Annotated in this window: 38 protein-coding genes; 4 read left to right on the forward strand and 34 right to left on the reverse strand. The window is 44.7% G+C overall.

Going from position 1 to position 25,702, the window contains the following annotated elements; genetic code table 11:
• Window positions 1–40: 40 nt before the first annotated feature.
• Complete coding sequence (gene cobA, locus HGG78_RS01125) at window positions 41–937, reverse strand: uroporphyrinogen-III C-methyltransferase (protein ID WP_172531854.1); 897 nt, start codon at window positions 935–937, stop codon at window positions 41–43.
• Between the two features lie 287 nt (window positions 938–1,224).
• On the opposite strand from cobA, the gene cpdB reads away from it, so the two are divergent.
• On the forward strand, window positions 1,225–3,186 hold the full coding sequence (gene cpdB / locus HGG78_RS01130) for a 2',3'-cyclic-nucleotide 2'-phosphodiesterase (RefSeq protein ID WP_168520879.1): 1,962 nt from the start codon (window positions 1,225–1,227) through the stop codon (window positions 3,184–3,186).
• Between the two features lie 114 nt (window positions 3,187–3,300).
• A complete protein-coding gene (locus HGG78_RS01135) occupies window positions 3,301–3,879 on the forward strand; it encodes a Crp/Fnr family transcriptional regulator (RefSeq protein ID WP_053309501.1) in 579 nt (192 codons plus the stop codon).
• A 26-nt stretch (window positions 3,880–3,905) separates the two neighbouring features.
• On the opposite strand, the gene dbpA is transcribed toward HGG78_RS01135, so the two are convergent.
• Window positions 3,906–5,291, reverse strand: a complete 1,386-nt coding sequence (gene dbpA, locus HGG78_RS01140) for an ATP-dependent RNA helicase DbpA (protein ID WP_053309502.1) — start codon at window positions 5,289–5,291, stop codon at window positions 3,906–3,908.
• 177 nt (window positions 5,292–5,468) lie between these two features.
• Here dbpA and HGG78_RS01145 point away from each other — a divergent pair, with 177 nt between their 5' ends.
• On the forward strand, window positions 5,469–5,921 hold the full coding sequence (locus HGG78_RS01145) for a GNAT family N-acetyltransferase (RefSeq protein WP_172531855.1): 453 nt from the start codon (window positions 5,469–5,471) through the stop codon (window positions 5,919–5,921).
• A gap of 30 nt (window positions 5,922–5,951) precedes the next feature.
• On the opposite strand, the gene HGG78_RS01150 is transcribed toward HGG78_RS01145, so the two are convergent.
• On the reverse strand, window positions 5,952–6,515 hold the full coding sequence (locus tag HGG78_RS01150) for a LysM-like peptidoglycan-binding domain-containing protein (protein WP_172531856.1): 564 nt from the start codon (window positions 6,513–6,515) through the stop codon (window positions 5,952–5,954).
• Between the two features lie 234 nt (window positions 6,516–6,749).
• Between HGG78_RS01150 and HGG78_RS01155 the strand changes: the two genes are divergently transcribed.
• Window positions 6,750–7,370: a BamJ family beta-barrel-assembly machinery protein gene (locus tag HGG78_RS01155; protein ID WP_053309505.1), complete on the forward strand. Its 621-nt coding sequence runs from the start codon at window positions 6,750–6,752 to the stop codon at window positions 7,368–7,370.
• Between the two features lie 301 nt (window positions 7,371–7,671).
• On the opposite strand, the gene rplQ is transcribed toward HGG78_RS01155, so the two are convergent.
• From rplQ to motX, 31 genes are all read right to left on the reverse strand, one after another.
• Entirely contained in the window at window positions 7,672–8,058 is a 387-nt protein-coding gene (gene rplQ, locus HGG78_RS01160) for a 50S ribosomal protein L17 (RefSeq protein ID WP_053309506.1), read from the reverse strand.
• A gap of 26 nt (window positions 8,059–8,084) precedes the next feature.
• Complete coding sequence (locus HGG78_RS01165) at window positions 8,085–9,077, reverse strand: DNA-directed RNA polymerase subunit alpha (RefSeq protein ID WP_053309507.1); 993 nt, start codon at window positions 9,075–9,077, stop codon at window positions 8,085–8,087.
• Between the two features lie 23 nt (window positions 9,078–9,100).
• Window positions 9,101–9,721, reverse strand: coding sequence for a 30S ribosomal protein S4 (rpsD, locus tag HGG78_RS01170; RefSeq protein WP_053309508.1), 621 nt, complete (start codon window positions 9,719–9,721; stop codon window positions 9,101–9,103).
• Between the two features lie 27 nt (window positions 9,722–9,748).
• Window positions 9,749–10,138 (reverse strand): 30S ribosomal protein S11, encoded by a 390-nt coding sequence (gene rpsK / locus HGG78_RS01175; RefSeq protein ID WP_001118870.1) that lies wholly within the window; start codon window positions 10,136–10,138, stop codon window positions 9,749–9,751.
• Window positions 10,139–10,156: 18 nt separating this feature from the next.
• Window positions 10,157–10,513, reverse strand: a complete 357-nt coding sequence (gene rpsM / locus HGG78_RS01180) for a 30S ribosomal protein S13 (protein ID WP_053309509.1) — start codon at window positions 10,511–10,513, stop codon at window positions 10,157–10,159.
• Between the two features lie 147 nt (window positions 10,514–10,660).
• A complete protein-coding gene (gene rpmJ, locus HGG78_RS01185) occupies window positions 10,661–10,774 on the reverse strand; it encodes a 50S ribosomal protein L36 (RefSeq protein ID WP_000868186.1) in 114 nt (37 codons plus the stop codon).
• 27 nt (window positions 10,775–10,801) lie between these two features.
• The gene (gene secY / locus HGG78_RS01190; RefSeq protein ID WP_053309510.1) at window positions 10,802–12,136 is read right to left on the reverse strand and encodes a preprotein translocase subunit SecY; all 1,335 of its coding nucleotides are present in this window, start codon (window positions 12,134–12,136) and stop codon (window positions 10,802–10,804) included.
• Between the two features lie 20 nt (window positions 12,137–12,156).
• A complete protein-coding gene (gene rplO / locus HGG78_RS01195) occupies window positions 12,157–12,591 on the reverse strand; it encodes a 50S ribosomal protein L15 (protein WP_053309511.1) in 435 nt (144 codons plus the stop codon).
• Window positions 12,592–12,596: 5 nt separating this feature from the next.
• Window positions 12,597–12,773 (reverse strand): 50S ribosomal protein L30, encoded by a 177-nt coding sequence (gene rpmD / locus HGG78_RS01200; RefSeq protein ID WP_004398455.1) that lies wholly within the window; start codon window positions 12,771–12,773, stop codon window positions 12,597–12,599.
• Between the two features lie 7 nt (window positions 12,774–12,780).
• Window positions 12,781–13,281, reverse strand: a complete 501-nt coding sequence (rpsE, locus tag HGG78_RS01205) for a 30S ribosomal protein S5 (RefSeq protein WP_053309512.1) — start codon at window positions 13,279–13,281, stop codon at window positions 12,781–12,783.
• Between the two features lie 14 nt (window positions 13,282–13,295).
• Window positions 13,296–13,649 (reverse strand): 50S ribosomal protein L18, encoded by a 354-nt coding sequence (rplR, locus tag HGG78_RS01210; RefSeq protein ID WP_053309513.1) that lies wholly within the window; start codon window positions 13,647–13,649, stop codon window positions 13,296–13,298.
• A 9-nt stretch (window positions 13,650–13,658) separates the two neighbouring features.
• Window positions 13,659–14,192 carry a 50S ribosomal protein L6 gene (gene rplF / locus HGG78_RS01215; protein ID WP_053309514.1) on the reverse strand — a complete coding sequence of 178 codons (534 nt, stop codon included), beginning with the start codon at window positions 14,190–14,192 and terminating at the stop codon, window positions 13,659–13,661.
• Between the two features lie 10 nt (window positions 14,193–14,202).
• Entirely contained in the window at window positions 14,203–14,595 is a 393-nt protein-coding gene (gene rpsH / locus HGG78_RS01220; RefSeq protein ID WP_053309515.1) for a 30S ribosomal protein S8, read from the reverse strand.
• A gap of 29 nt (window positions 14,596–14,624) precedes the next feature.
• Window positions 14,625–14,930: a 30S ribosomal protein S14 gene (gene rpsN, locus HGG78_RS01225; protein WP_053309516.1), complete on the reverse strand. Its 306-nt coding sequence runs from the start codon at window positions 14,928–14,930 to the stop codon at window positions 14,625–14,627.
• Between the two features lie 17 nt (window positions 14,931–14,947).
• Window positions 14,948–15,487: a 50S ribosomal protein L5 gene (rplE, locus tag HGG78_RS01230; protein WP_053309517.1), complete on the reverse strand. Its 540-nt coding sequence runs from the start codon at window positions 15,485–15,487 to the stop codon at window positions 14,948–14,950.
• 14 nt (window positions 15,488–15,501) lie between these two features.
• Complete coding sequence (gene rplX / locus HGG78_RS01235; RefSeq protein WP_053309518.1) at window positions 15,502–15,816, reverse strand: 50S ribosomal protein L24; 315 nt, start codon at window positions 15,814–15,816, stop codon at window positions 15,502–15,504.
• A gap of 12 nt (window positions 15,817–15,828) precedes the next feature.
• Window positions 15,829–16,200, reverse strand: coding sequence for a 50S ribosomal protein L14 (gene rplN / locus HGG78_RS01240; RefSeq protein WP_053309519.1), 372 nt, complete (start codon window positions 16,198–16,200; stop codon window positions 15,829–15,831).
• Between the two features lie 160 nt (window positions 16,201–16,360).
• Entirely contained in the window at window positions 16,361–16,615 is a 255-nt protein-coding gene (gene rpsQ / locus HGG78_RS01245; protein WP_053309520.1) for a 30S ribosomal protein S17, read from the reverse strand.
• Window positions 16,615–16,806 carry a 50S ribosomal protein L29 gene (rpmC, locus tag HGG78_RS01250; RefSeq protein WP_010318766.1) on the reverse strand — a complete coding sequence of 64 codons (192 nt, stop codon included), beginning with the start codon at window positions 16,804–16,806 and terminating at the stop codon, window positions 16,615–16,617. Before rpmC ends, rpsQ begins: the two co-directional genes overlap by 1 nt.
• The gene (gene rplP / locus HGG78_RS01255) at window positions 16,806–17,216 is read right to left on the reverse strand and encodes a 50S ribosomal protein L16 (RefSeq protein ID WP_010318765.1); all 411 of its coding nucleotides are present in this window, start codon (window positions 17,214–17,216) and stop codon (window positions 16,806–16,808) included. The genes rpmC and rplP overlap by 1 nt, the downstream gene beginning before the upstream one ends.
• Before the next feature lie 11 nt (window positions 17,217–17,227).
• Entirely contained in the window at window positions 17,228–17,926 is a 699-nt protein-coding gene (gene rpsC, locus HGG78_RS01260) for a 30S ribosomal protein S3 (RefSeq protein WP_053309521.1), read from the reverse strand.
• Between the two features lie 17 nt (window positions 17,927–17,943).
• Window positions 17,944–18,276, reverse strand: a complete 333-nt coding sequence (rplV, locus tag HGG78_RS01265; RefSeq protein ID WP_053309522.1) for a 50S ribosomal protein L22 — start codon at window positions 18,274–18,276, stop codon at window positions 17,944–17,946.
• Window positions 18,277–18,286: 10 nt separating this feature from the next.
• A complete protein-coding gene (rpsS, locus tag HGG78_RS01270) occupies window positions 18,287–18,565 on the reverse strand; it encodes a 30S ribosomal protein S19 (RefSeq protein ID WP_010318762.1) in 279 nt (92 codons plus the stop codon).
• A 20-nt stretch (window positions 18,566–18,585) separates the two neighbouring features.
• Complete coding sequence (gene rplB, locus HGG78_RS01275) at window positions 18,586–19,410, reverse strand: 50S ribosomal protein L2 (RefSeq protein WP_053309524.1); 825 nt, start codon at window positions 19,408–19,410, stop codon at window positions 18,586–18,588.
• Window positions 19,411–19,426: 16 nt separating this feature from the next.
• Window positions 19,427–19,729, reverse strand: a complete 303-nt coding sequence (gene rplW, locus HGG78_RS01280) for a 50S ribosomal protein L23 (RefSeq protein WP_053309525.1) — start codon at window positions 19,727–19,729, stop codon at window positions 19,427–19,429.
• Complete coding sequence (gene rplD, locus HGG78_RS01285) at window positions 19,726–20,328, reverse strand: 50S ribosomal protein L4 (RefSeq protein WP_053309526.1); 603 nt, start codon at window positions 20,326–20,328, stop codon at window positions 19,726–19,728. The genes rplW and rplD overlap by 4 nt, the downstream gene beginning before the upstream one ends.
• A 16-nt stretch (window positions 20,329–20,344) precedes the next feature.
• A complete protein-coding gene (gene rplC, locus HGG78_RS01290; RefSeq protein ID WP_053309527.1) occupies window positions 20,345–20,974 on the reverse strand; it encodes a 50S ribosomal protein L3 in 630 nt (209 codons plus the stop codon).
• A 14-nt stretch (window positions 20,975–20,988) separates the two neighbouring features.
• Complete coding sequence (rpsJ, locus tag HGG78_RS01295) at window positions 20,989–21,300, reverse strand: 30S ribosomal protein S10 (RefSeq protein ID WP_001181007.1); 312 nt, start codon at window positions 21,298–21,300, stop codon at window positions 20,989–20,991.
• Between the two features lie 392 nt (window positions 21,301–21,692).
• Entirely contained in the window at window positions 21,693–22,433 is a 741-nt protein-coding gene (rlmB, locus tag HGG78_RS01300; RefSeq protein WP_172531857.1) for a 23S rRNA (guanosine(2251)-2'-O)-methyltransferase RlmB, read from the reverse strand.
• 17 nt (window positions 22,434–22,450) lie between these two features.
• Entirely contained in the window at window positions 22,451–24,901 is a 2,451-nt protein-coding gene (rnr, locus tag HGG78_RS01305; RefSeq protein WP_172531858.1) for a ribonuclease R, read from the reverse strand.
• A 132-nt stretch (window positions 24,902–25,033) separates the two neighbouring features.
• Complete coding sequence (motX, locus tag HGG78_RS01310; RefSeq protein WP_053309530.1) at window positions 25,034–25,669, reverse strand: flagellar protein MotX; 636 nt, start codon at window positions 25,667–25,669, stop codon at window positions 25,034–25,036.
• Between the last annotated feature and the right edge of the window lie 33 nt (window positions 25,670–25,702).

Genomic DNA, 25,702 nt, shown 5'->3' on the forward strand with positions numbered 1-25,702 from the left:
ATCGTATTTTCAGAGCGTTACTGCGCCCTTATGATTAGAATTAGGCGTAATTGATGTGAGTGGTCTCAATCGCTTGGCCGTGCTGAAATGCCGGCTCACCAAACCAATGCAGCTTGTCAGACAACGCAACGACTTCACCAACCACAATTAAGGAAGGCGCTTGTGCTTTTGCTGCCAATTGCGATAAATCGCTAAGCTGACCTTTGAAAACTTGCTGTGTTCGCTGAGTACCGCGTTCAATAATGGCGATCGGTGTGGTGGCTTGGCGGCCATGCTCAATCAACTGTTCTTGGATATAACTCGACTTCATCAACCCCATATAAATCACCAAGGTTTGATTACCACGGGCTAGCGTTGACCAATCCATATCATCGTTTTCAGCTTTTAAATGACCAGTCACGAATAAGGCTGATTGAGCATAATCTCGATGAGTTAATGGGATGCCAGCATAAGCCGTCGCGCCTGCGGCTGCGGTAATACCAGGGATCACCTGAAACTTAACTCCGGCATCGAACAAGACTTCCAGCTCTTCACCACCGCGCCCAAAGATAAAAGGATCACCACCTTTAATGCGCACTACTTTATGACCTTGCTTGGCAAAATCGACCAATAACTGATTGGTTTTGTGTTGCGGAACACTGTGATGACCGGCTCTTTTACCAACACAAACTAAAATGGTTTCACTGGATACCAAAGACATGATTTCATCTGAAACCAAGTAATCATAAAGCACCACATCGGCCTGCTGCAGAAAGCTCAACGCTTTTAAAGTTAATAATTCAGGATCACCAGGACCTGCGCCAATTAGTGCTACTTCGCCTGAAGCAAGTTGGCTTTTTACGTACGATGGCGTGCTAGGAACTAGGGTTTGAGCATTCACAGCAACGAGGCGTGGCCCTTTTACCGGAAGCTGAGAAATTGTGTCCTTACCTGTCATTATCGTCATCCATAACTGAATTTATAGATGCATTATGGCGAGGTCTTTATATTACCTGAAATTCTAAAATTTCATTTTTTATATCAAAAGCTGATAAGGGATTAATTAGCTATCACAATAAAATCACTTATTTTTGATGAAAAAGTCATGATTGTTGGGATCTTGGCTACAGAATGCCACCAAGTTAACGCTTAACATCACAAATTAATCCTCATTGAAATCATTGTTTCATGAGCTTTTGATACATTACACCAGTTATTTATTTCCCCTATATAATGGAGTACACAATGAAAGTGGCAGTGAAACCTCTATCAATAGCCGTTCTTGGCGGTATGTTGGCCATGGCTGGCCCCGCAATGGCTGACACAATTAAGCTTCGTATTGTCGAAACAACCGACATCCATACCAATGTGATGGATTACGACTATTACAAAGATAAGCCATCCAACCAAATCGGATTATCTCGCGCTGCCACCCTGGTCAAACAAGCTCGTAATGAAGTTCAAAACAGCGTATTAGTGGACAATGGTGACTTAATCCAAGGTAGCCCAATGGGTGATTACATGGCAGCCAAAGGAATCAAAGCTGGCGAAGTCCATCCTGTCTATAAAGCCATGAATCAGCTCGGTTATGATGTAGGTAACATTGGTAACCATGAATTTAACTACGGTTTATCTTTCTTAGCAGAAACCATCAATGACGCTGATTTCCCTTATGTAAACGCGAACGTTTACGATCAAAAAACCGGTAAGCACTACTTCAAACCCTACCTAATTAAGACACACACTTTTAAAGATACCGACGGTAACGCTCATCAAATTAAAGTTGGTTATATCGGTTTTGTACCACCACAAATTATGGTGTGGGATAAGAAAAACCTTGAAGGGCAAGTGGTAGCCAAAGATATCAAAGAAACCGCTGAGCAGTTGATCCCACAAATGAAACAAGAAGGCGCAGATGTGATTGTGGCTATTCCACACTCAGGGGTGTCATCTGACCCGCACAAAACAGGGGCGGAAAACTCGGTTTATTACCTCACACAAGTAAAAGGTATTGATGCCATCGCTTTTGGTCACTCACATGCGGTTTTCCCAAGCAAAGATTTTGCGAAATTACCGGGAGCTGACGTTGAAAAAGGCACTATTAATGGCGTAACTGCGGTAATGCCAGGACGCTGGGGCAGCCATGTTGGCGTCATGGACCTCACTTTAGAAAATAAAGATGGTAAGTGGAGTGTGGTAGACGGCCAATCACAAGCTCGTCCTATTTTCGACAAAGCTAACAAAACATCACTGGCTGAAGCCGATGCTGGCATCGTAAAAGCATTGCAAGATGATCACAAAGGTACTCGCGAATTTGTTAACCAACCGATTGGTAAAGCGAATGACGTGATGTACAGCTTCTTAGCATTAGTACAAGACGACCCAACGGTGCAAATCGTTAACCTCGCTCAGAAAGATTATGTAGAACGCTTTATTCAAGGTGATCCTAGCCTTGATGGCTTACCAGTTCTTTCTGCTGCGGCTCCATTTAAAGCAGGTGGTCGCAAAAATGACCCTTCTAACTTTACCGAAGTCGAAGCAGGTCAACTGACGTTCCGTAATGCTGCTGACTTATATCTCTATCCAAACACGCTAGTTGCACTCAAAATGACAGGTCACGAAGTGAAAGAGTGGTTAGAGTGCAGCGCAGGCCAATTTAGGCAAATTGATATCAACAGCACAGCACCTCAGCAGTTAATTGACTGGGATGGCTTCCGCACTTACAACTTCGATGTGATGGATGGTGTGAACTATCAGATCGACGTGACTCAACCAGCAAAATACGATGGTGATTGTAAAGTTCAACATGAAGGCGCAGAACGTATTGTCGGTTTGACTTACCAAGGTAAGCCTATCGATATGAAGCAGACCTTCATTGTGGCCACCAATAACTACCGCGCTTACAGCAATAAGTTTGCAGGAACTGGTACAGAGTTCATCGCTTTTGATTCACCTGATGAAAACCGCACTGTTGTTGCAGACTATATTTCTCGCGTGAGCCAAGAAAAAGGGCTGGTAAACCCAAGCGCTGACAATAACTGGTCATTTGCACCGATAAAAACCGATACAGCGTTGGATATTCGTTTTGAAACATCACCAAGTGACAAAGCGGCACAATTTATCAAGGACAAAGGTCAGTATCCAATGACCAAAGTTGCCACTGACGATGTTGGCTTCGCGGTTTATAAAATTGACCTAACGAAATAACTGATTCAATATCCAGATTATTTATCTTCAAACGCAGCCATTGGCTGCGTTTTTTATTACTCACTAAAATCAAGGTAAGATAGAAGCTCTATCAACAAGAAGGCTCATCATGAAATGGATGTCGATTTTTACCAGCAGTTATTCCGCCACGGTTTTGCGCAAGATGATATCGAACACTTACTCACTATTGCCAAACCATTAGAGCTACCAACAAGACATATACTAGTCAATCAAGGCGAATACGCTGACGAATTCTACTTTGTACTACAAGGTGTTTGTCATGCCTGCTATCTCACCGAGCAAGGCAAACAATTCAGCAAAGAATTTTATTGGGAAAAAGACTGGGTGATAGGATTCGAGAGTTTGATCAATCATCAACCCTCCCCTTATTTATTAGAGACACTCACTCCGGTACAACTGTTATGTATTCCGATGCAGACATTGCAGAAATGGCGTGACAATGCTCATCCCATTTATCTTAAGCTGTTGGAAACACAATTGAGGTATAAAGAAAACAAAGAACGGTTCATGCTGCTGCATTCGCCACAACAGCGTTATCAACTGTTGTGCCAACACTTTCCTGAGCTATGTGAGCGTATTAATGAACAACATATTGCGGCTTATCTTGGTATTACCCCCATCAGCCTTAGCAGAATCAAAGCACGCATAAACGCAAAAGCCAGCGCAAATTAGCGCTGGCTCAATTAAACCTAACCTGACTACTTAAGTAGACGCGCTCGGAATTGACGACCTTTCATTTTGCCAGACTCCATCTTTTTCAGTGCTTTTTTAGCAACTGACTTATGTACGGCCACATAAGCACGCATCGCAAATAGGTTAATCTTGCCGACATATTGGCCATCAATACCACCATCACTGGTTAAAGCTCCCAGAATATCGCCTGGACGTACTTTCTGCTTTTTGCCGCCATCAATCTGAATCGTCACCATATTAGCTTGATATGGCTGTCGATTCATCGCACTTGAATCTGGTAGTTTCGCCGGCTCGATAGGCATATCCATGTATTCATCAATCATGGCTACACGATGCATTTCATTATCACTAAAGAAGCTGAACGCTAAACCTTTGCTACCAGCTCGGCCAGTACGACCAATACGGTGTACGTGCACTTCAGGATCACGTGAAAGCTCAAAGTTGAATACTGCATCTAAGTTATCCACGTCTAAACCACGCGCGGCCACATCCGTCGCAACCAGAATAGAGATACTCTTGTTAGCGAATTGAACTAACGCTTGATCGCGGTCGCGCTGCTCTAAATCACCATGCAGTTCAATCACGCTAAAACCTTTATGATGTAGTTCATCAGCAACGTTTTGCACTTCTTTCTTTGTATTACAGAACACAACTGCAGATTCTGGCTGATGATGTAAAAGCAGTAACTCGAGTGCTTGGTCGCGAGCTTCTGTCCCTTCGACTTTATAAAAATATTGTTGAATGCTGGACGTATCGTGCGTCGATTCAACTTTAACCATTTCAGGTTCACGCATAATACGCTGAGCAATCTGCTTAATTTGAGCAGGGAATGTTGCACTAAATAGCAACGTTTGGCGTGAAACAGGAGTTTCACTAATGATCGCATCTAGCGCGTCTTGGAAACCCATTTCGAGCATTCTATCCGCTTCATCCAGCACCAGGGTATTGAGCTCAGATAGGTCGATACGCCCTTTTTCAAGGTGATCCAAAATACGACCAGGTGTACCAACTAAAATATGTGCACCATGCTCTAGGGAGCCAATTTGTGGTCCCATCGGCATACCACCACATAAAGTGAGTACCTTGATGTTATGAATCGCTCGGCCTAAAGTACGGATTTCAGTCGCCACCTGATCAGCCAGCTCACGAGTTGGGCATAGTACGAGCGACTGCACGCGAAAGCGTTTTACATTCAAATTAGACAAGACGCCCAAACCAAAAGCCGCGGTTTTACCTGAGCCGGTTTTTCCTTGGCCAATCACGTCCTTACCCGCCAAAATGGTTGGCAAGCTTAGCGCCTGAATCGGCGTCATCTTGGTATAACCCAATGTGTCGAGGTTTGAAAGAAGTTCTGGCTTTAAACTAACAGCCGAAAAAGTGGTATTGCTCAAGGGGACGTCCTTTGGTTAGACGAAAATTAAACGCCTATTATCGTTATTTAACCCCTTGTGGCTAGCGAATCTTTGCCGAACATCACACAAGTTACTCAACTTAACTTAACCTTTGTTAATGAATCATGCACTTAAGCTTGCTACATTGCAGATATTAATAAACCGAGGAGTCTACAAATGATCACCTGGCAATGTCTTTCCTTTTCACAACTAACCATCCAACAACTCTACGACTTGCTCAAACTAAGAGTAAATGTTTTTGTGGTTGAGCAAAATTGCCCATATCCAGAGCTGGACGATAAAGATACTCAAGCGGGTGTCTTCCATTTAATCGGTTATCAACAACAACAGATCGTTGCATGTGCAAGATTATTGCCCGCGGGTATTAGCTACCCCAGTGTCAGTATTGGGCGCGTGGCGACAAAAGCAGAAGCAAGAGGAACAGGACTCGGCCACCAACTGCTCCAACAAGCGTTAGATAATTGCCAAGCATTATGGCCAAACCAAGATATTGAAATTGGTGCCCAGCAGTATTTAGCTAAGTTTTACCAATCCTATGGATTTGATCAAACATCTGATATGTATCTAGAAGATGATATCCCGCATATTGATATGAAGCTGTCTCGATAACGAGTATGAACATCACCACTACGCCATCATTTATTTACTGCGGCCAAACCCACCATCAGAGAGCCTAAAAAACATCACTGACTGGTTATTCTTTTCAAGCTGAAGGATATCAAGTTGGCCATTGGCGGCTAGTTTAAAACGAACAAGCTGTCCTTGCGTTATCTGACTAAGTGGTTTATCACCACCTTCAATCTTGACCAACGCATTGAGATCGGACATCGGTAAATCATTGGCACGGAAAACTTGCGATAAAGTATCACCACTTTTAACAGTGTATTCTTGCCAATTTTCTGATTTCAAAGAAGATTGTTGAGCACTTTTTTGTTGGCTCAAACCTGTGGTATCAATATTAATATTTACCCGTTCATTGCTCTTCTTTGGTGCTTTTAATGATTCACTACTTGGCATAGGAATGATCAACAGCAGCACAACAACAGGCGTTAATACAGCTAAAGCTCGTCGATGCAATTTAGGTAAAGCTTGCCAATAGGTACGTACACGCTCTCCCCATATCCGCCATTCAAACGAGTGCCACTTTTGTTGGATAAGAGCTAAATAATCTGTTTGCGGTTTCTTTTTATAACGACGATTCATCTCTACCCGTCTCCTTTAATTTCAACCTACAGTATAAAAACTCAAGAACGAACAGTATAGAGCTATACGCGTGATATCGTAAACGTTGACACAAACTTAAACATTTTTCTGGGTGATCTGCGATTTGTCACAACCTGAACGATTGAATTCAGATATCACGTGTTACCGTTTCATCCGTTGGCTGAAACTGCTATTCTTTGGCCTTTGTTTATTTAGATAAAAGAGTGACAGTTTATGTCTGAAGTAAAATTTGAAACTGTAGAGCAAAAAGCAAGTTACGGTATTGGTCTACAAATGGGTCAACAGCTTGCTGGTAGCGGCCTAGACGGTCTAAATGTTGACGCTATCGCAGCTGGCATTGCAACGGCACTAGTAGGCGAAATGCCATCAATTGAGATTGATGAAATCAATAACGCACTGCAAGAATTACACACACGTGCTGAATCTGCACGTCAAGAAGCAGCAAAAGCTGCAGCTGCTGATGGTGAAGTATTCTTAGCAGATAATGCATTACGCTCTGAAGTGACTGTTCTTGAGTCTGGTCTACAGTACGAAATCATCACTGAAGGTACTGGTGAGATCCCAACATCTGACAAACAAGTACGCGTACATTACCACGGTGAATTAACAGATGGTACTGTATTTGACAGCTCAGTATCTCGTGGACAACCAGCTGAATTCCCTGTTACAGGTGTAATTAAAGGTTGGGTAGAAGCCCTTCAACTAATGCCTGTTGGTTCTAAATGGAAATTATACATTCCACAAGATCTTGCCTACGGCGAGCGCGGTGCAGGTGCAGCAATTCCTCCATTCGCAGCACTAGTATTTGAAGTAGAGCTACTTGATATCCTATAAGATAGTCTTATAACGGATGACCAAAGGTTGGCAATTGCCAGCCTTTTTTATATCGCCAATATAATACCAATCGTAGTAAATAACTGGTCACCCTAACTTATTTAAATACCCAATAACTGCGTTAGAACTTTTGATTGTAGAATAACTACTTATCGAAAAATTCCACCGTATTATCAAACATCTTTCCTACGCTATTTCTGAACATTTACTTACTGGGCTTGGTATAAGCTGTAATTTGCTTTATTTCAGATACAAAAAAGCCGAGCATTGCTGCTCGGCTTTTTTATTATATACGAACTGATTACTCAGCAGCAGCTTCTACAGCTACTTCTGGGCGATCTACAAGCTCAATGTAAGCCATTGGAGCTTTATCACCAGTACGGAAACCGGCTTTAAGGATACGTGTGTAACCGCCTTGACGGGCAGCGAAACGTGGACCTAGTTCGTTAAATAGTTTTGCTACAACTTCGTTATCACGAGTGCGAGCAAATGCTAGACGACGGTTTGCAACGCTGTCAGTCTTAGCTAGTGTAATCAAAGGCTCAACGACGCGACGTAGCTCTTTTGCTTTTGGCAAAGTAGTCTTGATAACTTCATGACGTACTAGAGAGCTAGCCATGTTGCTGAACATCGCTTTGCGATGACTGCTGTTGCGGTTGAGTTGACGACCACTCTTACGATGGCGCATGACCTAATCCTTCTAACTAGTATCGATTAATCTTCAGCGATAGACGCTGGCGGCCAGTTCTCTAGGCGCATACCTAAAGATAGACCACGTGATGCAAGCACGTCTTTAATCTCTGTAAGAGATTTCTTACCAAGGTTTGGCGTTTTAAGTAGCTCAACCTCAGTGCGCTGTACTAGATCACCGATGTAGTGAATCGCTTCTGCTTTCAGACAGTTAGCAGAGCGAACTGTTAGTTCAAGATCGTCTACAGGACGCAGTAGGATTGGATCGAATTCTGGCTTCTCTTCCTTCTCCTCAGGTACACGTACATCACGAAGATCTACGAACGCATCCAATTGCTCAGCAAGAATAGTTGCTGCGCGACGGATAGCTTCCTCAGGTTCTAGAGTACCGTTCGTTTCCATATCGATAACAAGCTTGTCTAAATCAGTGCGCTGTTCTACACGAGCTGCATCTACAGAGTAGGCAATTTTGTCTACTGGGCTGTAAGTTGCATCTACAAGTAGACGACCGATTGGACGCTCATCTTCTTCAGTATGGATACGAGCTGAAGCTGGAACATAACCACGACCACGCTCTACTTTGATACGCATAGCGATCTCAGCATTGTCATCCGTTAGGTGACAAATCACGTGCTCAGGGTTAGTGATCTCTACATCACCATCATGGGTGATGTCACCTGCAACAACAGGGCCCGAGCCTGATTTGTTCAGCGTAATGAACACTTCATCTTTGCCTTCGGCAACGCGTACAGCTAAACCCTTAAGGTTTAAAAGGATCTCAAGGATATCTTCTTGAACGCCTTCTTTAGTGCTGTACTCGTGTAGTACGCCTTCAATCTCTACTTCAGTGACAGCACAACCTGGCATTGAAGATAATAGAATACGGCGAAGTGCATTACCCAGAGTATGGCCGAAACCACGCTCTAACGGCTCAAGAGTTACTTTTGCGTGTGTCGTGCTGATCTGTTCGATATCAACAAGACGTGGCTTAAGAAATTCTGTTACAGAACCCTGCATTGTGTCCTCTCTTTAGTTTAACCTTACTTAGAGTAAAGCTCGACGATCAATTGTTCGTTGATATCAGCTGATAGATCAGAACGCTCAGGCATACGCTTGAATGTACCTTCCATCTGGCCAGCATCTACTTCAATCCAAGTTGGTTTTTCGCGTTGTTCAGCAACTTCTAGAGCCGCTTTGATGCGAGATTGCTTTTTAGCTTTCTCACGGATTGCAACAACGTCGTTAGCCGTAACATTGAAAGAAGGAACGTTTACAACTTTACCGTTTACTACGATAGCTTTATGGCTAACTAGCTGACGTGCTTCTGCGCGAGTTGCGCCAAAGCCCATGCGGTAAACTACGTTATCAAGACGACCTTCAAGAAGCTGAAGCAGGTTTTCACCTGTGTTGCCTTTAAGGCGTGCAGCTTCTTTGTAGTAGTTACGGAATTGTTTTTCTAGAACGCCGTAGATACGACGAACTTTTTGCTTCTCACGAAGCTGAACACCGTACTCAGATAGACGACCGCGACGAGCGCCGTGTACACCTGGTGCGTTGTCAATTTTACACTTGGTATCAATCGCACGAATGCCAGACTTAAGGAACAAGTCAGTACCTTCGCGGCGGCTAAGCTTTAGCTTAGGACCCAAATATCTTGCCATGATCTTTCTCCAATCTTCCTAGAAACGTTATACGCGACGTTTCTTAGGTGGACGACAACCGTTATGAGGGATTGGTGTCGCATCAACAATGTTAGTGATACGGAAACCAGCAGCGTTCAGTGCGCGAACAGTAGATTCACGACCTGGACCTGGACCCTTAACCATAACCTCTAGGTTCTTTAGGCCGTATTCTTTAGCCATTTCAGCACAACGTTCTGCAGCAACCTGTGCAGCGAACGGAGTAGACTTACGAGAACCGCGGAAACCAGAACCACCAGCAGTAGCCCATGCTAGAGCATTACCTTGACGGTCTGTGATAGTTACGATTGTGTTATTGAAAGATGCATGGATGTGCGCTACGCCATCAGCAACTTGCTTGCGTACACGCTTACGTGCGCGAGTTGGTTGTTTTGCCATTGTACTCTACCCTTCCGACTATTTCTTGATCGGCTTACGCGGACCCTTACGGGTGCGAGCGTTGGTTTTAGTACGCTGTCCACGTAGTGGTAGACTGCGACGATGACGAAGACCACGGTAACAACCAAGGTCCATAAGACGCTTGATGTTCATGGAAACTTCACGACGAAGATCACCCTCTACAGTGTATTTAGCTACACCATCACGCAGTTGATCGATCTGCTCTTCAGTTAGTTCACTGATCTTAACACTTTCAGCAATACCCAAATCAGCTAGGATAGCTTGAGAACGGGTTTTACCGATACCGTAGATTGCAGTTAATGCAATCACAGCATGCTTTTGATCAGGAATGTTAATGCCTGCTATACGGGCCACTATTCACTCCTAGTACTTATATAAGAAATTATCCGCAGCAGAGCCCGTCGAGGATACGCTGCGGCATACTACTTCTTTTGCACGCAAAAGGTAGGCCGAGGAATATACTCGACCAACCTTTAGATTTCAAGTAAAAATTTCTGCTAATTAGCCTTGGCGCTGTTTATGCTTTGGCTCACTGCAAATCACACGAACGACACCGTTACGCTTGATTACTTTACAGTTACGACAGATTTTTTTAACGGAAGCACGAACTTTCATTGCTAAACTCCGTAATTGAACCTGATATTAACGACCGTAGCCTTTCAGGTTCGCTTTTTTCAACACAGAATCATACTGTTGGGACATCATATGAGTCTGTACCTGTGCCATAAAGTCCATAATAACCACTACTACAATCAGTAGTGATGTGCCGCCAAAGTAGAAACGTACGTTCCAAGCGACCATCATGAACTCGGGAATCAGACAGATAAAGGTAATGTATAGTGCACCCGCTAGGGTTAATCTAGTCATTACTTTATCAATGTATCTCGCTGTCTGCTCACCTGGGCGGATGCCGGGTACGAATGCACCGGACTTCTTCAGATTATCTGCTGTTTCACGAGGATTAAACACCAACGCTGTATAAAAGAAACAGAAGAAAATTATTGCTGCTGCATAAAGCATAACATACAAAGGCTGACCTGGGCTAAGAGCCAAAGACACATCAGTTAGCCAACCGAATGTGCTGCTCTCACCATTTTGACCAAACCATTGTGCTAATGTTCCTGGGAACAAAATAATGCTTGATGCAAAAATCGCTGGTATTACACCCGCCATATTAATTTTCAATGGTAGGTGTGTACTTTGCGCTGCAAAAACCTTACGACCTTGTTGACGCTTCGCATAGTTAACGACGATTCGACGCTGACCACGCTCCATGAAAACTACGAAGTAGATAACAGCAAAAGCAATTACCGCGATTAACAATAGAAGAAGTACATGCAATTCACCTTGACGCGCTTGCTCGATTGTTTGTCCGACTGCCTGTGGCAATCCAGCAACAATACCTGCAAAAATTAGCAATGAAATGCCATTACCAATTCCTCGCTCTGTAATTTGTTCACCTAACCACATTAGGAACATGGTACCAGTTACTAAACTTACGGTAGCAATAAGCGTAAACATGGTTTGGTTGATAACAACCAGATTGTCGACCATGTTTGGTAAGCCTGTTGCAATACCAATAGCTTGGAATGTTGCAAGTACAAGCGTGCCGTAGCGTGTATATTGGCTTATCTTACGACGGCCTGCTTCACCCTCTTTCTTGAGTTCCGCTAACGCTGGATGAACTACAGTTAGCAATTGGACAACAATTGACGCCGAAATATACGGCATGATGCCCAATGCTAAGATAGATGCACGCGAAAGAGCACCACCGGAGAACATGTTAAACATTTCAACGATGGTACCTTTTTGCTGTTCGAACAAATCGGCAAGTACAGCTGCGTCAATACCAGGAATCGGCACAAAAGAGCCGGCTCGGAATACTAAAAGTGCACCAATTACGAATAATAAGCGCGACTTTAGTTCACTTAAGCCGCTCTGAGCACTACGAAAATCTTGTCCTGGTTTCTTAGCCATCTGTACCTCGTTCCTCGAGATTATTCCTCGATTTTACCGCCTGCAGCTTCGATTGCAGCTTTAGCGCCTTTTGTCACGCGCAGACCTTTAACAGTCACAGCTTTGCTAATTTCACCAGAAAGAACAACTTTAACGTTCTCGATGTTCTTAGTGATTAGGTTAGCAGCTTTAAGGCTGTTTAGATCTACTACGTCACCAGTTACTTTCGCTAGCTCAGCTAGACGAATTTCAGCAGACACTAGGCTCTTACGAGAAGTGAAACCGAATTTTGGTAGACGTTGTTTTAGAGGCATCTGACCGCCTTCAAAACCTGGACGAACTTTACCGCCAGAACGTGACTTTTGACCTTTATGGCCACGGCCACCAGTTTTACCTAGGCCTGAACCGATACCACGGCCTAAACGCTTCTTAGAAGGCTTAGAACCCGCAGCCGGTGATAGAGTATTCAAACGCATTCTGATTACTCCTCAACTTTAACCATGTAGTAAACCTTGTTGATCATACCGCGTACACACGGAGTATCTTCAAGTTCTACTGTATGGTTGATACGACGAAGACCTAAACCACGCAAAGTTGCTTTATGCTTTGGTAGACGGCCAATTGAGCTTTTAGTTTGAGTTACTTTAATAGTTGCCATCGTGTGCTTACTCCGAAATAGATTCAACAGTTAGACCACGTTTAGCAGCAACCATTTCTGGCGACTTCACATCTACTAGACCAGCAACTGTTGCGCGAACAACGTTGATTGGGTTTGTAGAACCGTACGCTTTCGCAAGTACGTTATGTACACCGGCAACTTCAAGTACAGCACGCATCGCACCACCGGCGATAACACCTGTACCTTCTGCAGCTGGCTGCATGTAAACTTTAGAGCCCGAGTGACGACCTTTCACCGCGTGGTGAAGAGTGCCTTCGTTAAGAGCGATAGTAACCATGTTACGACGCGCTTTTTCCATTGCTTTTTGAATCGCAGCAGGTACTTCACGGGCTTTACCGTAACCGAAACCTACGCGACCATTACCGTCACCAACTACAGTTAGCGCAGTAAAGCTCATGATTCGACCACCTTTAACCGTCTTAGATACACGGTTAACAGCGATTAGCTTTTCTTGCAAATCACTAGCTTGTTGTTGTTCTTTAGCCATCTTCCAACCCTACCTTAGAATTTCAGACCAGCTTCGCGAGCAGATTCTGCTAGCGCCGCTACTCGACCGTGGTATTGGAAACCAGAACGATCAAACGCAACTGCTGACACGCCTTTTTCAAGAGCACGTTCTGCAATAGCTTTACCTACTGCTTTAGCTGCGTCTACGTTACCGGTGTTCTTAACTTGCTCACGGATCGCTTTTTCTACAGTAGAAGCTGCTGCGATAACCTCAGAGCCGTTTGATGCGATAACCTGAGCGTACACGTGACGAGGAGTACGGTGTACTACTAGGCGAGTTGCACCCAGTTCAGCAATCTTACGACGTGCGCGTGTAGCACGACGGATGCGAGATGCTTTCTTATCCATAGTGTTACCTTACTTCTTCTTAGCTTCTTTAGTACGCACATTTTCATCTGCGTAACGAACACCTTTACCTTTATAAGGCTCAGGCTCACGGTAAGAACGAATGTCAGCCGCAACTTGACCAACTAATTGCTTATCACAACCAGTTAGAACAATTTCAGTTTGGCTAGGACATTCAGCTTTAATACCCGCTGGGAGTTCATGCTCAACAGGGTGTGAGAAACCTAAAGTTAGGCCAACTGCGTTGCCTTTGATAGCAGCACGGTAACCAACACCTTTAAGAACAAGCTTTTTAGTAAAGCCTGCAGTAACACCCACAACCATGTTGTTTACTAGTGCACGAGCAGTACCTGCTTGTGCCCAAGCGTTAGCAACACCTTCACGAGGACCGAAAGTAAGGTTGTTTTCTTCTTGTGCAATAACTACGCCGTTGTGTAGAACGCGAGTCAGCTCACCTTGAACACCTTTTACAGTGATTTCTTGGCCGTTTAGTTTCACCTCTACGCCAGCTGGAATAGCGACAGGTGCTTTAGCAACACGAGACATATCCTACTCCTTAAGCTACGTAGCAGATGATTTCACCACCAAGACCTGCTTTGCGAGCAGCACGGTCAGACATCAGACCCTTGGAAGTGGACACTACAGCAACACCCATACCGCCCATCACTGATGGTAACGCGTTATTTTTCTTATAAACGCGTAGACCAGGACGTGAAACACGTTGGATTTGCTCGATTACTGGTTTAGCTTGGAAGTACTTAAGAGTAACTTCTAGCTCAGGTTTTGCTTCGCCTTCAACAGCGAAATCAGCGATATAACCTTCAGCTTTAAGCAGTGCAGCAATTGCAACTTTAAGCTTTGAAGAAGGCATTTTTACAGCAACTTTGTTTGCTGCCTGACCGTTACGAATGCGGGTCAGCATATCCGAAATCGGATCTTGCATGCTCATAAGATTTACTCCAAATGATTAAGTGGCAATTACCAGCTAGCCTTACGAAGTCCAGGAATCTCGCCTTTCATGCAAGCTTCGCGAACTTTGATGCGGCTTAGACCGAACTTACGTAGGTAACCGTGTGGACGACCAGTTTGGTTGCAACGGTTGCGCTGACGTGAAGCACTTGAATCACGTGGAAGAGCTTGCAGCTTAAGAACTGCATTCCAACGATCTTCTTCAGATGCGTTTACATCGCTGATGATAGCTTTTAACGCAGAACGCTTTTCAGCGAACTTAGCTACTAGCTTTGCACGTTTAACTTCACGTGCTTTCATTGATTGTTTAGCCATAACAGTAACCCTTCACCTTACTTACGGAATGGGAAGTTAAAGGCAGCCAGCAGAGCACGGCCTTCCTCATCAGTACCAGCAGAAGTCGTGATAGTAATATCAAGACCACGTACACGATCTACTTTATCGTAGTCGATTTCTGGGAAGATGATTTGCTCACGAACGCCCATGCTGTAGTTACCACGACCGTCAAAAGACTTCGCGCTAACGCCACGGAAATCACGTACACGTGGAAGTGCAATAGAGATTAAACGCTCTAAGAAATCCCACATACGTTCGCCACGCAAGGTTACTTTACAACCAATTGGGTAGCCTTCACGAATTTTGAAACCTGCAACAGATTTACGAGCTTTAGTGATCAGTGGTTTTTGACCAGAGATCGTAGCCATATCAGATGCTGCATTTTCTAATAGTTTCTTATCGTTGATTGCTTCACCAACGCCCATGTTTAGGGTGATTTTCTCAATCCTAGGGACTTGCATGACGCTTGTGTAGCTGAACTCTTTGGTAAGCTCAGCGACTACAGACGACTTGTAGTAATCATGCAGTTTCGCCATAGTAGAACTCCAAATTACTTAATTGTTTCACCGTTAGACTTGAAGAAACGCACTTTTTTGCCTTCTTCAAAACGGAAACCGATACGGTCCGCTTTACCAGTTGCTTCATTGAAGATTGCAACGTTAGAAGCATCAATAGCCGCTTCTTGTTCAACGATGCCACCTTGTTGACCTAGAGCCGGAACCGGCTTTTGGTGTTTCTTAACAAGGTTGATACCTTCTACGATAACTTTACCAGTTACGAGAACCTTAGTTACTTTACCTTTCTTGCCTTTATCTTTACCAGCAAGAACGATTACTTCGTCGTTACGACGGATTTTAGCTGCCATGTGTGCCGCTCCTTACAGAACTTCAGGTGCTAGTGACACGATTTTCATGAATTTCGCATTACGAAGTTCACGAGTCACTGGACCAAAGATACGTGTACCGATAGGTTGCTCTGACGTGTTGTTCAACAATACGCAAGCATTACGGTCGAAGCGAATGACAGAACCGTCTGGACGACGTACGCCTTTACGGGTGCGAACTACCACCGCCTTCAGTACATCACCTTTTTTAACTTTACCGCGAGGAATTGCTTCCTTCACTGTAACTTTGATGATGTCACCGATATGTGCGTAACGGCGGTGAGAGCCACCCAGAACCTTAATACACATTACCTTGCGCGCGCCTGAGTTATCAGCTGCATCAAGTGTACTTTGCATTTGGATCATTGTTAGTGCTCCGCTAAATATTAAAACTAGACCCTCTCGGGTCGGGCTGCCTCTTTAAAAGGGACGCGAATTGTACCACCCTTTTTTTCAATTGGGTAGACAAAAAATAAACGGCTCCAAAAAAACTTTGGAGCCGTTTAAAATCATAGTATTACGATGATTACATCTTCGCTTTTTCTACGACTTTAACCAAAGTCCAAGATTTAGTCTTAGACAATGGACGACACTCACGAATTTCAACAGTATCGCCTAGGCCACACTCGTTGTTTTCGTCATGTGCGTGTACTTTAGTCGTGCGCTTTACGAATTTACCGTAAATTGGGTGTTTCACCATGCGCTCGATAGCAACAACGATAGACTTATCCATCTTGTCGCTAACAACACGACCTAGTTGAGTACGAGATTTGTCGCTCATTATTCGCCTGCCTTCTCAGTCAAAACAGTTTTCACACGTGCGATATCACGGCGTACAGCTTTCAAAGTATGAGTTTGCTGTAGTTGACCAGTTGCAGCTTGCATGCGCAAGTTGAACTGTTCACGTAGCAAATTCAATAGCTCAGCGTTAAGCTCTTCAGCGCTTTTTGCGCGTAGATCTAGTGCTTTCATCACATCACCTGTTTAATTACGAATGTAGTTTTGAATGGCAGTTTGCGAGCCGCTAGGCGGAACGCTTCACGTGCCAATTCTTCAGGTACACCGTCCATTTCGTACATAACCTTACCAGGTTGGATTTGGGCTACCCAGTACTCAACGTTACCTTTACCCTTACCTTGACGAACTTCTAGTGGTTTTTCTGTGATTGGCTTATCTGGGAACACACGGATCCAGATTTTACCTTGACGCTTAACGTGACGTGTCATTGCACGACGTGCCGCTTCGATCTGACGAGCAGTTAGACGACCACGTCCAACGGCTTTAAGACCAAATGTACCGAAGCTTACGTCAGTACCTTTAGCTAGACCGCGGTTGCGACCAGTATGAACCTTACGGAACTTAGTGCGTTTAGGTTGTAGCATCAGTCGACTCCTTACTTACGGCCTTTACGCTGCTTCTTAGGCTTGTCAGCCTTTGGCTCAACAGCGTTTGCAGCTGGCATACCACCAAGGATTTCGCCCTTGAAGATCCAAACTTTAACGCCGATCACACCGTATTGAGTGTGAGCCGAAGAAGTTGCGTAATCAATGTCAGCACGTAGAGTGTGTAGAGGCACACGGCCTTCACGGTACCACTCTGAACGTGCAATTTCAGCGCCGCCTAGACGACCGCTTACTTCCACTTTGATACCTTTAGCGCCTAGACGCATAGCGTTTTGTACTGCGCGCTTCATAGCACGACGGAACATAACGCGACGCTCTAGTTGAGACGCGATGCTATCAGCCACTAATTGACCGTCTAGCTCAGGCTTACGTACTTCAGCGATATTAATTTGCGCTGGTACACCTGCGATTTTAGCTACAGCAGTGCGTAGCTTCTCAACGTCTTCACCTTTCTTACCGATAACAACGCCTGGACGAGCTGTGTGAATAGTCACACGAATGCTCTTAGCAGGACGCTCGATAACGATGCGTGATAGAGACGCTTTTGAAAGTTCCTTCGTTAGGAACTGACGTACCTTGAAGTCGCCGTCTAGGTTGTCAGCGAAATCTTTGGTGTTAGCAAACCATGTAGCATTCCAAGGCTTAACGATGCCAAGACGAATACCATTAGGATGTACTTTCTGACCCATTGCTTACTCTCCTAGTCTCAAGCGTCTGCTACAACAACAGTGATGTGGCTTGAACGCTTCAAGATACGATCCGCACGACCTTTAGCACGAGGCATAATACGCTTCATGGTAGGGCCCTCATCTACGAAGATTTTAGCGACATTAAGATCGTCGATATCTGCACCTTCGTTGTGTTCTGCGTTAGCGATAGCTGACTCTAGAACTTTCTTCACTAGTACAGCAGCTTTTTTGTTGCTGAACGTTAGAATTTCTAGAGCTTGATCCACAGACTTACCACGGATTAGATCTGCAACTAAGCGAGCTTTCTGAGGCGAAATGCGAGCAAAGTTATGTTTAGCAATAGCTTCCATTATTTACTCCTTAGCGCTTCTTAGCTTTCTTATCCGCAGCGTGACCACGGTAAGTACGAGTTGGTGCGAATTCGCCCAGTTTGTGACCGATCATTTCATCAGTTACAAATACTGGTACGTGCTGACGACCATTATGGACAGCGATGGTCAAACCAATCATTGATGGAATGATCATTGAACGACGGGACCAAGTCTTAATAGGCTTTTTGTCTCCGCTTTCCACCGCTTTCTCTACCTTCTTCAGCAAGTGTAGGTCAATAAATGGACCTTTCTTGAGAGAACGTGGCATGGCTTATCCTCTTATATAGATTACTTATTACGACGACGTACGATGTACTTGTCGGTGCGTTTGTTCTTACGAGTCTTGAAGCCCTTAGTAGGCATGCCCCAAGGAGAAACTGGGTGACGACCACCAGATGTGCGGCCTTCACCACCACCGTGTGGGTGATCCACCGGGTTCATTACTACACCACGTACGGTTGGACGTACGCCGCGCCAGCGTGAAGCACCAGCTTTACCAAGTTCACGTAGCATATGCTCAGAGTTACCAACTTCACCGATTGTTGCACGGCCTTCAGAAAGTACTTTGCGCATTTCGCCAGAACGTAGACGGATAGTTACGTATGCACCGTCGCGAGCGACAAGTTGAGCATAAGCACCAGCCGAACGAGCTAGCTGTGCACCTTTACCAGGTTTAAGTTCAACACAGTGAATAGTAGAACCTACTGGGATGTTGCGCATTGGCAGAGTGTTACCTGCTTTAATTGGCGCATCAACACCAGATTGGATCTGGTCACCGGCTTGAACACCTTTAGGTGCAATGATGTAACGACGCTCACCGTCTGCGTACAGAACTAGAGCGATATTTGCGCTACGGTTTGGATCGTATTCTAGGCGCTCAACTTTCGCTGGGATGCCATCTTTAGTACGTTTGAAATCGATCAAACGGTAGTGTTGCTTGTGACCACCACCGATGTGACGTACTGTGATACGACCGTTGTTGTTACGACCACCATTTTTAGAGTTTTTCTCTAAAAGAGGTGCGTACGGCTTGCCCTTGTGTAGGTCAGCGTTAACAACTTTAACAACGTGACGACGACCAGGGGAAGTCGGCTTACATTTAACAATAGCCATTATTCAACTACTCCTGTTATTCCGCGCCGCCAACAAAGTCAAGATCTTGACCTTCTTTCAAAGTCACATACGCTTTCTTAACGTCGCTGCGGCGACCTTGGCGTAGACCTTGACGTTTGGTCTTACCCTTAGTGATAAGAGTATTTACAGACTTAACTTCAACTTCAAATAGCTTTTCTACAGCTGCTTTGATCTCTTTTTTAGTAGCATCTTTTGATACTTTGAAAACGATAGTGTTCGCTTTCTCAGCAGTCATCGTTGCTTTTTCAGAGATGTGCGGTGCACGTAGAACTTTTAGTAGACGCTCTTCACTGATCATGCCAGCATCTCCTCAACTTGCTTAACTGCTTCTGCAGTCATTAGAACCTTGTCAAACGCGATTAGGCTTACTGGGTCAAGACCCGCTACGTCACGTGCGTCAACTTTGTATAGGTTACGAGCAGCTAAGAATAGATTCTCGTCTACTTCGCCAGTAACGATAAGTACATCGTTAAGCTCAAGCTCTTGAAGCTTAGCTACTAGCTCTTTAGTTTTTGGTGCTTCTACTGAGAAGTTATCAACAACGATTAGACGCTCTTGACGAACTAACTCAGAAAGAATGCTCTTCATAGCACCACGGTACATTTTTTTGTTTACTTTTTGGCTGTGATCTTGTGGTTTCGCAGCAAAAGTAACACCACCTGTACGCCAGATTGGGCTACGAATAGTACCAGCACGTGCACGGCCAGTACCTTTTTGACGCCATGGCTTAGCGCCACCGCCAGAAACTTCTGAACGTGTCTTTTGAGCACGAGTACCTTGACGAGCACCTGCTGCATACGCAACAACTACTTGGTGTACAAGGGCTTCGTTGAACTCACGTCCGAAAGTAGTTTCGGAAACAGTTAGTGCGTTAGCACCTTTAACCATCAATTCCATTACTTACTCCTAGACGTTATGCTTTAACAGCTGGTTTGACGATCACGTTAGCGCCTGTTGAGCCTGGTACTGCACCTTTAATAAGAAGCAGATTACGCTCAGCGTCAACACGTACGATCTCTAGGTTTTGAGTCGTTACACGCTCAGCACCCATGTGACCCGCCATTTTCTTGCCTTTAAACACGCGACCTGGAGTTTGACATTGGCCAATTGAACCCGGTGCACGGTGAGACAAAGAGTTACCGTGAGTCATATCTTGAGTACGGAAGTTCCAGCGCTTAACAGCACCTTGGAAGCCTTTACCCTTAGATGTACCAGTAACGTCTACTTTTTTAACTTCATTGAAAAGTTCTACAGTTAGCTCAGCGCCAACTTCAAACTCTTCACCGTTTTCTAAACGGAATTCCCAAAGACCGCGACCTGCTTCAACACCAGCTTTCGCAAAGTGACCAGCTTCAGGTTTAGTTACACGGTTAGCTTTCTTAGCACCAGTAGTGATCTGGATTGCTGCGTAGCCGTCTGTCTCAAGAGTTTTAACTTGAGAAATACGGTTCGCTTCAACCTCAACAACAGTTACTGGGATAGAAACGCCTTCTTCAGTAAATACGCGGGTCATACCCACTTTACGTCCGACTAGACCAATCATTATTCTAATCTCCCTTAACCTAGGCTGATTTGTACATCAACGCCAGCAGCTAGATCTAGACGCATCAATGCGTCAACAGTTTTATCTGTTGGCTCAACGATGTCGATTAGACGTTTGTGAGTACGGATTTCGTACTGGTCACGAGCATCTTTGTTGACGTGTGGAGAGATAAGAACAGTGAAACGCTCTTTACGAGTAGGTAGTGGAATAGGACCACGAACCTGTGCGCCGGTACGTTTTGCTGTTTCAACGATTTCCGCTGTAGAAGCATCGATTAGTTTGTAATCGAAAGCTTTTAGGCGGATACGGATACGTTGGTTCTGCATGAGACAGAGCTCCAATAATTAAAAATTACACAAACAATATCGCCACTCAAACTCGTTAAAACGAGAGAATGCCGATTGATTTATGTGAAACCGTAGTGCCAAAATTAGGCACATTGTCAGCTAATTTTCTATTAACTTTATTCCATTACGATAACGCAACAGGAGCTAATTGTATTAACTGCGAACATAAGCTGAGTATACGTTACTAAACTAACAGCTAGGTCAGTTTACTCCTCACTGCTCATTGGTTCACAACCGGATTTAACCAGTGCGGTGCATTATACAGATCACAGTTTCACATGCAAGTACTGTGTGAAAATTATCCGTGATTATTTTTTGACCAATAAAAAGGCACCACAGTCGATGCCTTCTTACCGATACTATGGGTAAGGTTATGCGGTTTGTCTCTGTCTGACAGCTTCAAATAGACAAATACCTGAAGCCACCGAAACATTTAAGCTTGAAACACTGCCCGACATTGGGATTTTAATCAAATCATCACAGGTTTCACGGGTTAAACGGCGCATGCCATCCCCTTCAGCACCCATAACGATAGCTAGCGGGCCAGTAAGCTTTGCTTGATAAATATCATGCGTGGCTTCACCTGCGGTCCCCACAAACCAAACTCCTTGTTCTTGCAAGGCTCGCATGGTTCTCGCTAAGTTTGTCACACGTACTAGCGGCACTGTCTCAGCAGCCCCACACGCAACTTTACTCACTGTTGCTGTCATAGGTGCGGATCTATCTTTTGGGACAATAACTGCCGCAACCCCTGCAGCGTCAGCATTACGCAAGCAGGCACCAAGGTTATGTGGATCAGTCACGCCATCTAGCACTAAGATCAATGGCTGTTCATGCTTAGAAAGAATCTCATCCAGATCATGCTCATTTAGCTGTTTCGCCGGTTTTACTCGAGCGATCAATCCTTGATGGTTTGCTCCATGTGCTTTGTCATCTAAAGCTTTGCGTCCCATTTGCTGGATAGAAACACCACAATGCTGCAGTTCATTTAGCAAAGGGAGGAGGCGCTCATCTTGACGCCCTTTCAGCACAAACGCTTCAATTAGACGTGCTGGATCATTTTCTAGCACTGCACTTACGGCGTGAATCCCGTAAATAAATTCGTTACTCATGGTCTACCTATCAATCATTATTTTTTGGCGCGAGTCTTGGTCGTTTTGGCTCGTGGTTTATCTTTACGCGCTTTATCTGTTTTTGCCTTCTTGCGCTTTGGCTTGTTGCTTGGGCTTACTTTGTCATCAGGGCGCTTGGTTGGCTCGACTAATGGAACCGCTTTTGCGCCTTTGGTTGAGGCTGCTTTTTTGCCTCTAGCCTTTTCACGTGCTTCTGTTGCCCGTTTCTTCGCCGTTTTACCTTCACCGCGTAGCTTACGGCTAGTTCCAACTAATTCAAAGTCGATTTGACGATCATCAAGGTTCACCGACAACACTTTCACTTTCACAGCATCGCCTAAACGGTAGATATTACCGAAGCTTTCACCGATTAATCGTTGTCCCATCGGGTCAAATTGATAGTAGTCATTCGCTAAACTTGAAATATGAACCAAACCATCAATATGCAGTTCAGTCAAACGCACAAAGAAACCAAAGCCAGTTACATTAGCAATTACCCCATCAAGTTCTTCACCCACATGGTCTTGCATGTATTCGCATTTTAGCCAATCAGAGACTTCGCGGGTCGCATCATCGGCACGACGTTCGGTCGTAGAACATTGTTCACCATAATAATCCATATCATCAAATGAATAATGGAAACCACCAGTTGGTGTCCAGCGATCGGTATGAGTGCCCGATTCTTTCGCAATTAGATATTTAATCGCTCGGTGCAGCAATAGATCAGGGTAACGGCGAATTGGTGACGTAAAGTGTGCATAACGTTTTAACGCTAAACCAAAGTGACCACAGTTATCAGCATTATAGACCGCTTGCTTCATTGAGCGAAGAAGCATGGTTTGGATAAGTTCTTTATCTTGCCGCTCACCAATCTGTTTCATTAAATTGGCATAATCGGTTGGAGATGGAGTCAACCCACCCTCAAGGCTAAGGCCCAACTCACCTAAGAAATCACGGAACCCCATCAAACGCTCTTCTCCTGGGGATTCATGAATACGGTACAACGCAGGCTCTTTGGCTTTTTCAACCAAAGTCGCAGAAGCAATATTGGCTAAGATCATACATTCTTCAATGATCTTGTGAGCATCGTTACGGATAACCGGTTCGATGCTTTCAATTTTACGCTCCGCGTTGAAGATGAATTTCGTTTCAACCGTTTCAAATTCAATACCACCTCGTTCATCGCGAGCCTGCTTCAACACTTTATACATAGTGTGTAGCTCTTCAAGATGCGGAATGAGAGGTTGGTAGCGTTCACGAAGTTCTTCATCCCCCTCTAAAATCGCACTCACTTTGTTGTAAGTCAGGCGAGCATGAGAGTTCATCACCGCTTCATAATGTTTATAGCCGGAAATTTTACCACTTGCAGAGATGGTCATTTCACACACCATACATAAGCGGTCTACTTGTGGATTCAATGAACACAGACCATTAGATAGCACTTCAGGCAACATTGGGACGACTTGTGATGGGAAATAAACTGAGTTACCACGGTTGATTGCTTCTTTATCTAACGCTGTATCTGGGCGTACATAATAACTGACATCTGCAATGGCCACCCATAAACGCCATCCACCGCCTTTTTTCGCTTCACAATATACGGCGTCATCAAAGTCACGCGCATCTTCGCCATCAATTGTCACTAGCGGTAATTGACGGACATCAACCCGACCTTGTTTGGCTTTTTCTGGTACATCTTCACCAAGGTGCTCTACTTGCTTCAATACTTCGGTAGGCCATTCGTGTGGAATTTGGTGGGTGCGGATCGCAATTTGCGTTTCCATACCAGGTGCCATATTTTCGCCTAACACTTCAACCACTTTACCTGTCATTCCACGTGTACGTGCGCCGCGGTCTGTAATCTCCATCACAACAACATTCCCCATACGAGCTCCGCCTCTGTGCTCATTGGGAATAAGAATATCTTGTGTGATGCGAGAATCATCAGGAACTACATAGGCATAACCGTGCTCTAGGAAAAAACGTCCTACAAGCTGAGATTTACGTTCTTCCAACACGCGAACCAAACGCCCTTCTTTTCTACCACGCTTGTCAGTACCCGTTGGCTGAACCAATACATAATCGCCGTGGATGATGGTGCGCATCTGGTGGTGGGGCAACAGAATGTCGTTATCTTTGCCAGTGCTGCCATCCGGACGAATCCAGCCATGTCCATCTTTATGCCCGATCACATAACCTTTTATCATTTCTAGTTTGTCAGGTAAGGCGTAGCATTGGCGACGAGTAAATACCAACTGACCATCACGCTCCATAGCACGCAAACGGCGGCGTAATCCTTCGTACTGCTCTTCTCCAGACAAACCTAACGCTTCAAAAAGATCGTTACGGTTCATCGGTACATTAGCTTTCGTCAGGAACTCGAGAATAAATTCTCGGCTGGGGATTGGATTTTCGTAATTGCTAGATTCTCGATCAGCAAAGGGATCGTTATTGATAATTTCAGACATAGGCAGACCTGCTAAAGCAAGGAAGAGATAACAAGAGTATAACTGACTCAGGAAAGAAGGCACAGCAGCGTATTGATTATTAAACAATATCGCCCAAGCATTACGTTGGGCGATATTAGAGAAGAATGAGCGCTACCAGAATGTATCGCGCCGCTTAGCGCGTGCAATAATATTATCAGGCATACGTAGCTCAAGCCCTTGGCGAAGCATTGAAATGCGGGTATGAGTTCTTTGATCGGCCGTGACAGAGTTATATAGCCAGCGATACGCATCTTCATAATCTAATGGGCTGCCATAATCACGCAGCAGTAATTCTGCCAAATGAATTCGCGCATTGATATTGCCCATGGCTGCTGCTTCGCGCAGGTACGGGATCGCCCGTTCTTTATCTTGTTGAACAAGTGTTCCACGAGAATAGTAGCGCCCTAGCTGCTCTAGTGCTACGGGTAAGCCTTGGTGGGCAGCATTTTCCATATAGTACAAGCCAAGCTCAACATCTTGGTCAACACACACTCCCCACGCCAACATATCACCATACAAAAATTCGTAAGATGGCAGGTTAATGCGAGTGGCACGTGCCACGATATCTTCCACTAACTGGCAGTTATCAGCTTTAACTTGTTCTAAATGTTTATTTTGCTCAATTAACTTGATTAACTCAGCTTCGGTGTAAATAGGGACTGGCTCACCCACTTCCGCCACATTTGCATGACTCAAGGATGAGTTCAGCGCCAAAAACAATGAAGCTGCTACCATTCGTAGCTTCATACCTGCACTCTTTATTTATGTCGATAGCCTTAA

Source organism: Vibrio aestuarianus (assembly GCF_012395185.1).
Taxonomy (GTDB): Bacteria; Pseudomonadota; Gammaproteobacteria; order Enterobacterales; family Vibrionaceae; genus Vibrio; species Vibrio aestuarianus.

Bases quoted from the DNA above. Each gene is read 5' to 3' on its own strand.
- rpsE (WP_053309512.1), bottom strand. From the start codon at position 13,281: ATGGCTAAAGAACAACAACAAGCTAGTGATTTGCAAGAAAAGCTAATC.
- HGG78_RS01165 (WP_053309507.1), bottom strand. From the start codon at position 9,077: ATGCAGGGTTCTGTAACAGAATTTCTTAAGCCACGTCTTGTTGATATC.
- rpsJ (WP_001181007.1), bottom strand. From the start codon at position 21,300: ATGCAGAACCAACGTATCCGTATCCGCCTAAAAGCTTTCGATTACAAA.
- rplE (WP_053309517.1), bottom strand. From the start codon at position 15,487: ATGGCGAAACTGCATGATTACTACAAGTCGTCTGTAGTCGCTGAGCTT.
- rplN (WP_053309519.1), bottom strand. From the start codon at position 16,200: ATGATCCAAATGCAAAGTACACTTGATGCAGCTGATAACTCAGGCGCG.
- rplX (WP_053309518.1), bottom strand. From the start codon at position 15,816: ATGGCAGCTAAAATCCGTCGTAACGACGAAGTAATCGTTCTTGCTGGT.
- cobA (WP_172531854.1), bottom strand. From the start codon at position 937: ATGACAGGTAAGGACACAATTTCTCAGCTTCCGGTAAAAGGGCCACGC.
- rpsS (WP_010318762.1), bottom strand. From the start codon at position 18,565: ATGCCACGTTCTCTCAAGAAAGGTCCATTTATTGACCTACACTTGCTG.
- rplP (WP_010318765.1), bottom strand. From the start codon at position 17,216: ATGCTACAACCTAAACGCACTAAGTTCCGTAAGGTTCATACTGGTCGC.
- rplO (WP_053309511.1), bottom strand. From the start codon at position 12,591: ATGCGTTTGAATACTCTATCACCGGCTGCGGGTTCTAAGCCTTCTAAG.
- rplQ (WP_053309506.1), bottom strand. From the start codon at position 8,058: ATGCGCCATCGTAAGAGTGGTCGTCAACTCAACCGCAACAGCAGTCAT.
- rpsQ (WP_053309520.1), bottom strand. From the start codon at position 16,615: ATGAGCGACAAATCTCGTACTCAACTAGGTCGTGTTGTTAGCGACAAG.
- rnr (WP_172531858.1), bottom strand. From the start codon at position 24,901: ATGTCTGAAATTATCAATAACGATCCCTTTGCTGATCGAGAATCTAGC.
- rpmC (WP_010318766.1), bottom strand. From the start codon at position 16,806: ATGAAAGCACTAGATCTACGCGCAAAAAGCGCTGAAGAGCTTAACGCT.
- rplF (WP_053309514.1), bottom strand. From the start codon at position 14,192: ATGTCTCGTGTTGCTAAAGCACCTGTCGCTATTCCAGCTGGCGTAGAG.
- rpmD (WP_004398455.1), bottom strand. From the start codon at position 12,773: ATGGCAACTATTAAAGTAACTCAAACTAAAAGCTCAATTGGCCGTCTA.
- rlmB (WP_172531857.1), bottom strand. From the start codon at position 22,433: ATGAGTAACGAATTTATTTACGGGATTCACGCCGTAAGTGCAGTGCTA.
- cpdB (WP_168520879.1), top strand. From the start codon at position 1,225: ATGAAAGTGGCAGTGAAACCTCTATCAATAGCCGTTCTTGGCGGTATG.
- rpsC (WP_053309521.1), bottom strand. From the start codon at position 17,926: ATGGGTCAGAAAGTACATCCTAATGGTATTCGTCTTGGCATCGTTAAG.
- HGG78_RS01155 (WP_053309505.1), top strand. From the start codon at position 6,750: ATGTCTGAAGTAAAATTTGAAACTGTAGAGCAAAAAGCAAGTTACGGT.
- rplC (WP_053309527.1), bottom strand. From the start codon at position 20,974: ATGATTGGTCTAGTCGGACGTAAAGTGGGTATGACCCGCGTATTTACT.
- motX (WP_053309530.1), bottom strand. From the start codon at position 25,669: ATGAAGCTACGAATGGTAGCAGCTTCATTGTTTTTGGCGCTGAACTCA.
- rpsN (WP_053309516.1), bottom strand. From the start codon at position 14,930: ATGGCTAAACAATCAATGAAAGCACGTGAAGTTAAACGTGCAAAGCTA.
- rplR (WP_053309513.1), bottom strand. From the start codon at position 13,649: ATGGATAAGAAAGCATCTCGCATCCGTCGTGCTACACGCGCACGTCGT.
- rplB (WP_053309524.1), bottom strand. From the start codon at position 19,410: ATGGCTATTGTTAAATGTAAGCCGACTTCCCCTGGTCGTCGTCACGTT.
- rplW (WP_053309525.1), bottom strand. From the start codon at position 19,729: ATGATCAGTGAAGAGCGTCTACTAAAAGTTCTACGTGCACCGCACATC.
- rpsK (WP_001118870.1), bottom strand. From the start codon at position 10,138: ATGGCAAAACAACCAACTCGCGCACGTAAGCGTGTACGCAAGCAAGTT.
- HGG78_RS01150 (WP_172531856.1), bottom strand. From the start codon at position 6,515: ATGAATCGTCGTTATAAAAAGAAACCGCAAACAGATTATTTAGCTCTT.
- rpsH (WP_053309515.1), bottom strand. From the start codon at position 14,595: ATGAGCATGCAAGATCCGATTTCGGATATGCTGACCCGCATTCGTAAC.
- rpmJ (WP_000868186.1), bottom strand. From the start codon at position 10,774: ATGAAAGTTCGTGCTTCCGTTAAAAAAATCTGTCGTAACTGTAAAGTA.
- HGG78_RS01135 (WP_053309501.1), top strand. From the start codon at position 3,301: ATGGATGTCGATTTTTACCAGCAGTTATTCCGCCACGGTTTTGCGCAA.
- secY (WP_053309510.1), bottom strand. From the start codon at position 12,136: ATGGCTAAGAAACCAGGACAAGATTTTCGTAGTGCTCAGAGCGGCTTA.
- HGG78_RS01145 (WP_172531855.1), top strand. From the start codon at position 5,469: ATGATCACCTGGCAATGTCTTTCCTTTTCACAACTAACCATCCAACAA.
- rpsD (WP_053309508.1), bottom strand. From the start codon at position 9,721: ATGGCAAGATATTTGGGTCCTAAGCTAAAGCTTAGCCGCCGCGAAGGT.
- rplD (WP_053309526.1), bottom strand. From the start codon at position 20,328: ATGGAATTGATGGTTAAAGGTGCTAACGCACTAACTGTTTCCGAAACT.
- rplV (WP_053309522.1), bottom strand. From the start codon at position 18,276: ATGGAAGCTATTGCTAAACATAACTTTGCTCGCATTTCGCCTCAGAAA.